Annotated in this window: 7 protein-coding genes; 5 read left to right on the plus strand and 2 right to left on the minus strand. The window is 71.8% G+C overall.

Annotated elements, in window-relative coordinates; translation table 11 throughout:
• Positions 1-111 precede the first annotated feature (111 nt).
• From IF43_RS0133220 to IF43_RS40100, 3 genes are all read left to right on the plus strand, one after another.
• Positions 112-861, plus strand: a complete 750-nt coding sequence (locus IF43_RS0133220; protein WP_030209721.1) for a GPP34 family phosphoprotein — start codon at positions 112-114, stop codon at positions 859-861.
• Positions 862-1,168: 307 nt separating this feature from the next.
• Entirely contained in the window at positions 1,169-2,050 is an 882-nt protein-coding gene (locus IF43_RS0133225; RefSeq protein ID WP_030209722.1) for a helix-turn-helix transcriptional regulator, read from the plus strand.
• 264 nt (positions 2,051-2,314) lie between these two features.
• A complete protein-coding gene (locus tag IF43_RS40100) occupies positions 2,315-2,527 on the plus strand; it encodes a DUF397 domain-containing protein (protein WP_078910648.1) in 213 nt (70 codons plus the stop codon).
• Between the two features lie 151 nt (positions 2,528-2,678).
• On the opposite strand, the gene IF43_RS0133235 is transcribed toward IF43_RS40100, so the two are convergent.
• Positions 2,679-3,539 (minus strand): hypothetical protein, encoded by an 861-nt coding sequence (locus tag IF43_RS0133235; protein WP_030209723.1) that lies wholly within the window; start codon positions 3,537-3,539, stop codon positions 2,679-2,681.
• Positions 3,540-3,731: 192 nt separating this feature from the next.
• Here IF43_RS0133235 and IF43_RS0133240 point away from each other — a divergent pair, with 192 nt between their 5' ends.
• Together IF43_RS0133240 and IF43_RS0133245 are read left to right on the plus strand one after the other, a co-directional pair.
• Positions 3,732-4,916, plus strand: a complete 1,185-nt coding sequence (locus IF43_RS0133240; protein ID WP_030209724.1) for a PLP-dependent aminotransferase family protein — start codon at positions 3,732-3,734, stop codon at positions 4,914-4,916.
• 126 nt (positions 4,917-5,042) lie between these two features.
• On the plus strand, positions 5,043-5,564 hold the full coding sequence (locus IF43_RS0133245; protein ID WP_158939647.1) for an RICIN domain-containing protein: 522 nt from the start codon (positions 5,043-5,045) through the stop codon (positions 5,562-5,564).
• 25 nt (positions 5,565-5,589) lie between these two features.
• Here the strand turns inward: IF43_RS0133245 and IF43_RS0133250 are convergent, their stop codons facing one another.
• Positions 5,590-6,642 carry a serine protease gene (locus tag IF43_RS0133250; RefSeq protein ID WP_030209726.1) on the minus strand — a complete coding sequence of 351 codons (1,053 nt, stop codon included), beginning with the start codon at positions 6,640-6,642 and terminating at the stop codon, positions 5,590-5,592.
• Positions 6,643-7,051: the final 409 nt, after the last annotated feature.

Raw genomic sequence — 7,051 nt, forward strand, 5'->3', positions numbered from 1 at the left:
CGCTAGACGAGAACGACATAGCTGCCGGTTCCCGCACAAAGCGACCAGGCACTCTCGACAGATGAATGTGAGAGGGGTCACCCTGTCATTCATCCACGCGGGGAGGCATGGATGGGCAGGAGCCGCAGAACACTTCCGGAGGAGCTTCTGCTGCTCGCCTTGGACCCGACCACGGGTACCACGGCGCAGCCGCAGTCGCTCGACCTCGGCCTTGCCGGGGCCCAGCTAGTAGAGCTGGCTCTGGCAGGACGGATAGCCCCAGACGGGGATCGTATCGCCGTGGTGATGCCACGGCCGACAGGAGATCCGACCTTGGACTCCGCACTGGAGTTGCTGCGCCGTCGCGGCAGCCCGGTGAGGGCCGTCCACTGGATCGGCGGACCCCGGCTGGGGCTCCGCCAGACGTACCTCTCGCACCTGGAACGGTGCGGCATGGTCCATGCCGTGGCCGGCCAGATGTGCGGGGTGCTGCCGACGACTCGCTACCAGGCGACGGACACGGCGATCAGCCGGGAGATCAGGGCCCGGCTGGACAGTGCGATCCGCACCGGGGTACCCCCGGACCCGCGGACCGCGGCGCTCGCCGCACTGGCCCACGCGGTCGGTCTCGGCAAGCACCTCTACCCCGGCAACGAGGGGCGTTCCTCCAGGTCCCGCCTGCGGGACCTGATCCGGCACGACCCCATGGGCGGCCTCGTGGCGCACGCCGTGATGGACGTCCAGAACGGTGTGGCGGCACAACCGCGCCGCGCCGCCGCGCACGCTGCGCATCCCGCGCAGGCGGGACCCGGCCGGCCGGCCGCGGGCGTGCCCATGCAACCGCGCCGCGGCGCGGCGATGGCCCGGGCCGCCGCCCACTGAACCACCGCTGACCCACCGGTCGGCCGGTCCGCCCCCGGGCCGCCGACCGGCCCGCGTCACGCCGTAGCACCGCAACGCCGCACGACCGCACGCCCGTACGCGCGGGGCGGCGGGGCCGGAGAGCCGGTCCCCGCCGCCCCGCGCGTCTGCGTTTTCCTGCGACTTTCCCAGCGCCGCCCGGCAGTTCGGTGGCAATCTGCTGATCAGCGGATACGCAGAGGTACCGCGCAGACGCTACAAACAGATCCGAAGACAACGCAGACCGACCGAAACACAGACTGAAACGCAGACCGGAGGTGCCGTCCCCGTGGCGTCCAATGTCAATCCCACCGTCCGACGCCGCCGACTGGGCATGGAGTTGCGCAAGCTCCGCGAGGACAAGGGCATGACGGCCGAGCAGGTCGCCGAGCGCCTCCTGGTGTCCCAGTCGAAGATCAGCCGCCTGGAGAACGGCCGCCGTTCCATCAGCCAGCGCGACGTCCGCGACCTGTGCGAGGTGTACGAGGTCGACGACCGCCGCCTGGTCGACTCGCTCATGCAGATGGCCAAGGACTCCCGCCAGCAGGGCTGGTGGCACGCCTTCGGCGACATCCCGTACAGCGTCTACATCGGCCTGGAGACCGACGCCGCCTCGCTGCGCGTGTACGAGCCCCAGATCATCCCGGGGCTGCTGCAGACGCCGGAGTACGCCACCGCCATCATCCGCGGCGCACTTCCGGAGACCGCGCAGGCGGACATCGACAAACGGGTCCAGGTGCGCATGCGCCGGCAGGAACGTGTCTCCGACTCCGAGAACGAGACCGAGCGCGGCCCGCTGCGCCTGTGGGCGGTCATCGACGAGGCGGCCCTGCTGCGCCGCGTCGGGGACGCGCAGGTCATGGCGAACCAGCTCAGGCACCTGATAGAGCAGTCGGAGCTGCCGCACGTGACCGTGCAGGTGATGCCGTTCAGCATGGGCGCCCATCCGGGCGTGAACGGCCAGTACGCGATCCTCGAGTTCCCGGACGCCTCGGATTCGACCGTCGTCTACATCGAGGGCGTCACGAGCGACCTGTACCTGGAGAAGGCCAACGACGTCCAGAAGTACAGCGTCATGTACGAGCACCTGCGCGCCCAGGCGCTGAACGTCGAGCAGACCCGGGAGTTCATCGCGAGGGCCATCCATGAGCACGAGCGCGCGGGCCGTTGACCGCGCCGACCAGGACGTTCGCGGCGTGACCGGGCCGTCCGGCCCCCCGTCTCCGGTCGGGGACCGGACGGCGACCGGGCAGGTCCGCGACAAGAGCGCCGCACGGTACACGAGGAACGGGTGAGCACGGAAGCCCCATCTGGAATATGCCATCCGGTCGAGTGAACGACCACGTCACCCGAGCAGCCCGGCGAGTAGCGTCGATCACGCCAATCAAGAACAGGTTGGCGCCACATCAACACGACACGCTGGACCGGAGCGAACATGGCTATTCTTCAGGGCGCCACGGAGAACTGGACGAAGTCCTCGTACTCCGCAGGAAACGGCGCGTGCGTCGAAGTGAAGTCCCCCCTCGTGGCTGAGGTCGCCGTACAGGACTCGAAGGTGACGAACGGCCCGTTCCTCACCTTCGCGCCCACCTCGTGGACCTCTTTCGTCGCCGGAGTGACCCGGGGCCCGCTTGGGCACCTCGGCTGAGCGTCCGGGCGCAACCCCGGACGACCGTCACGACACGGTACTCACATGAGCCCTCTCGACTGGTCCGCCGTCCTGGCCGAGGGGGCTCGGCCGTGTCCCGGCGCGGGTGGTCGGCGTACCGGCCCCGGCGCGGGCGGCCGACGTACCGGCCTCAGCGCAGTTGGTCGACGTACCGGTCGGTGCCGGGAACGGTCGGGATGAACGGCGCCACCAGCTCCACCCGGCCCAGCCCCGACGCGGCTACCTCCGCGTCCAGGCCGGTGAAACGATCCGTCCACACCTCGCGCGGATCGCGCTCCAGGAACCACAGCAGCGTCAGCCGGGTGTCGACCCCCTCGACCTGCTTCACGTAGGTCATCCGGTCCCCCGGCAGCGGGGTGGGTCGGAAGATCGTGACCATCGCCGCGGGCCCGCCCGCGAGCCGCCGCGGCAGGTGCCGCGAGCGCAGCCACTCCAGCAGCTCGGCCCGCTGCTCCGGGCCCTCCGCGTCGACGACCTGGAGGACCAGCCCGGCGTACGGGTGGTCGAGGGCGTGGAAGTCCCGGGGGCCGGCCGCCCCGTCCCGGTAGACCGTGGCCCCGTGGTCCTGGAAGGACGTGAACACGTGGGTGCGGTCCTGGTAGACCCGGCCGTCCCGGTTGAGCCGCTTGTTGATCCCGACGGTCCACTTCATGTGCTCGTCGTAGCGGCCCTCGGTCACCCAGTACGTCGAGAGGTAGCAGCCGGCGGTCACCGGCTGGGCCACCGCCGACTTCTCCGGGTAGCGCAGCTCCTGGAGCGGGCGGGTGGCGACCCAGCGCCGGCCCGCGTACATCCAGGGCATGGCCATCGCGCCGGCGTAGTAGTGGTCGTCCTCGTACCAGCGGTTGTACGCGTACTCGTGGCCCGGGTGCGGCTCGACCATGGTGATCAGCGCGTGCCCCGGGTGCACGCCGTACGGGCCGACGGCGGCCAGCTCGGCGTAGGTGTCGGGGCGGGTGTCCTCTGCGTCGTTCTCGCGGCGTGGGGTCATGGGACCGGTTTAGCTGATAGTGCGTCAGATGGGGAGAGGGTCGGCCCGAGCGGCTCCAGCGGCACTCCGGTCCGGGTCCTGGACAAATAGATGGCAGATACAAATGTTTCGGTTAGGGTGTCGGCCATCTGTCCGGCCGCGCGTTCGGCCGGTTGACTGGACCCCGAGCCCCCACACCGCCAAGGAGCCCCTGTGCGCGCTGAGTTGCCCCCGTTCGCCGCCCGTGCGACCTCGGTCGCGGCCTCGCCCGTACGGGAGATCCTGGCCCTCACCGAGCGGCCCGGCGTGATCTCCTTCGCCGGCGGCCTGCCGGCGCCCGAGCTCTTCGACGCGGCCGGGCTGCGGGCCGCGTACGACTCCGCCTTCACGGACTGCGCCGGCCGGGCCCTGCAGTACTCCGTCACCGAGGGCGCGACCGAGCTGCGCGAGGCCGTCGCCGCCCGCGCCACGGCGCACGGCCTGCTCACGGCCGCCGACGACGTACTGATCACCACCGGCTCGCAGCAGGCGCTCACCCTGATCGCCACCACCCTGCTGGAGCCCGGGGACACCGTGCTCGTGGAGAACCCCACCTACCTGGCCGCCCTCCAGTGCTTCGGCATGGCGGGCGTCCGCGTCGTGCCGGTGCCCTGCGACGAGGACGGCATCGATCCGGCCGCGCTGGCAGAACTCGTGCTGCGGGAGCGGCCGAAGCTGCTCTACACCGTCCCGACCTTCCAGAACCCCACCGGCCGGACCCTGCCCGGCGAGCGGCGGGCGGCCGTGGCCGCGCTGGCGGGGCGCCTCGGACTGTGGCTGGTCGAGGACGACCCGTACGGCGACCTGCGCTACGAGGGCGAGCGCGTGCCCTGGCTCGCGGCCCACCCGGGGGCGGAGGACCGTACGGCGCTGCTCGGCAGCTTCTCGAAGATCATGGCGCCGGGTCTCCGGCTCGGCTGGCTGCGCGCCCCGGCCCCGCTGCGCCGCGCGGCGGCACGCGCCAAGCAGGCCGCCGACCTGCACACCTCGACCATCGACCAGATAGCCGCCGCACGGTACCTGGCGGCCGTGGACCTGGACGTGCACCTGGACACGGTCCGCGGGGCCTACCGGGAGCGGCGGGACGCGCTGCTGGCCGGGCTGGGCGAGGCCCTGCCCGCGGGGTCGGTGTGGAACCGGCCCGAGGGCGGCATGTTCGTGTGGGCCCGGCTGCCGGCCGGCCACGACGCCGGAGAGCTGCTGAAGGCGGCGGTGGCCTGCGACGTGGCGTACGTCCCGGGGGCGCCCTTCTTCGCGAGCGAGCCGGACCCGGCCTCCCTGCGGCTGTCGTTCACGACGCACACGCCCGCGGAGATCGGCGAGGGGCTGCGCCGCCTGCGGGAGGCGCTGGCCGGCTGACGGTCGTGTGGTTTTCGGGGGAATCGGCGGATCGGGCGGTTCGGCTGGGCGAACCGTTTGCGGCTCTTCGGGTGCGGTGATGTCGGCTGTACGGCCGTACGGCCCGCTGTTGAGGAGGAACGCATCGTGCGAAGGTTTCTCGGGGCCGTGACGGCCCTGGTCATGACCTCGGGGGCGGTCGTCCCCGCGGTGATCCCCGCGGCCGCCGCCGGCACCCCCCGAGCACCCGAGGAACCCGCCCGGGCGCCCCTGCAGACCAGCTTCGAGATCCGCAGCCAGGTGAACGACAACTGCCTGGACGTCGCCGACGCCAACCCCGGGGCCGGCGCCGCCGTGCACATGTGGACGTGCAACGGCGGCGCCAACCAGCACTGGCACTGGGTGGGCGACCAGATCCGCAGCGATCTCAACGAGAAGTGCCTCGACCTCGCCGGGGCGAACCCGTACGAGCTCGCCACGGTCGAGCTCTGGGACTGCAGCTTCCAGAACAACCAGCGGTTCGGGTGGGACGGGACCTACTTCACCACCAAGGCGGACGACCGGTCGCTCTACATGGGGAACATCGGCCTGGGGTCACCCGTGCTCGCGATGTTCCCCTCGTCCCGGTGGAACCAGCGCTACGCGCGCTGGACGCTGCGCCCGGTGTGAACCGGGTGGCCGAACCGGGGGCCGGTCAGGTGACGTTGGCCTGCGCCTTGTAGAGGTTCAGGACGGCGGTGTCGAAGTACGCGGCCTGGTTCCAGCCGGTGTTGGGGTTCCAGGTGCTCATGACGTTGTTGACGTAGCCGAGGCCGGTGCGGGTGTTGTACTTGCGCAGCCAGGGGCCGCCGCTCGCGCCGGGGCCGAACGTGCAGCGGATCGCCAGCCGGTTGGAGCCCGTCTCGCGCCGGGTGTTGCCGTGGCACCACATCTGGACCTCGCCCCGGTACTTGTTGCTCGGGTAGCCGAGGACGTAGACGTTCTGGGTGTGGTCGTAGTTGACGGAGATGCCGTGGCCGCCGGTGACGTTGACCAGCTTGCGGCCGTTGACCTTGGCTGTGGTGACCATCGCGACGTCACGGGCGAAGCTGCTGCTCGTGATCCACGCGGTGAACGTCCGCCACGACTTGGCCGGGAAGACACCGTAGGGCGCGCGGCCGTTGGCGTAGCGCGGGGCGTACACCCAGTGCGTCATCCACCTGCCACCGCGTCCCCCGTGGACGCAGTGACCGGCGGTGGTGACGAGCTGCTTGGAGCGGCTGTTCAGCGCGCTGGCGGAACAGACGTAGTTGCGGCCGTCCTTGGGGTTCCGGAAGAACACCTTGCCGGCGGCCTTGGAGGACGGGATCGAAGCCATGGTGTCCCGCTCGGGACGCCCGGAGTCGGCCACGGTGGCCTCGACGGGCTCGACGGTGAACGGGCTGCCGGCCACCGGGCGCTCGGCGGCGGCCGCCTCGCGGGCCGCGGGAGCGGCGGCCTGCGGCGCCGAGTCGAGCGGAATCGCGTTCCGCATGCGCTCGGGGGTCCAGTAGGCCGCGGCCGCGGCCATGGTGGCGTCGTCGGCGGTGGCGGCGCTGGTCGCGCCGGCCACCGGGGCGGGGGCCGCCTTCGCGGTGACGGCGGCGGGGGCGGGGGTGACGGCGGCCGGGGCGGCGGGGGTGGCGGCCGTGGCCTGCGCCCCCATCGCCGTCACGGTGAGCAGGACCGCCGCGGCGGTCGGTACGAACGCCCTACGGGTTATTCGCACGGGGTTCCTCTCTCGGGTCTCGAACAGGTCCGCACGGAGGACGCGGCGCGTTCGCGTCCGGTTGCGCCTCTGGGCCGCGGATCGCGTCCGGCCTCCGACCGGCCGACCGTACGGAGGGACGGCTGAAATCCGGTAGTCCGAAATTGGCCCTTCCGGGTGTGGAGCAAATGAGTTGGACGCGGCCGGGGGGTGCCGGTGGAGAGGCGGAACGGGGGCGGAACGGGGGTGGAACGGGGGCGGACCTGTGGAGGAGGTCGGGGAGGAGGTCGGGGAGGAGGTCGGGAGGCAGCGGGCAGCGGGGTCGGATTCCGTGGGCGGGGTCGGGCCTGTCCGCCTGCCGAGGGTTTCCGGGCCGGGTCGGGGCGTCAAGGGCGCCCTTCGGGCGTCGCCTGCGGCGATTCCGCTGCGC

Source organism: Streptomyces sp. NRRL S-87 (genome assembly GCF_000719335.1).
Lineage (GTDB): Bacteria > Actinomycetota > Actinomycetes > Streptomycetales > Streptomycetaceae > Streptomyces.

Excerpts from the sequence above, each read along its gene's own strand:
- IF43_RS0133235 (WP_030209723.1), bottom strand. The coding sequence starts at position 3,539 with ATGACCCCACGCCGCGAGAACGACGCAGAGGACACCCGCCCCGACACC.
- IF43_RS40100 (WP_078910648.1), top strand. The coding sequence starts at position 2,315 with ATGGCTATTCTTCAGGGCGCCACGGAGAACTGGACGAAGTCCTCGTAC.
- IF43_RS0133220 (WP_030209721.1), top strand. The coding sequence starts at position 112 with ATGGGCAGGAGCCGCAGAACACTTCCGGAGGAGCTTCTGCTGCTCGCC.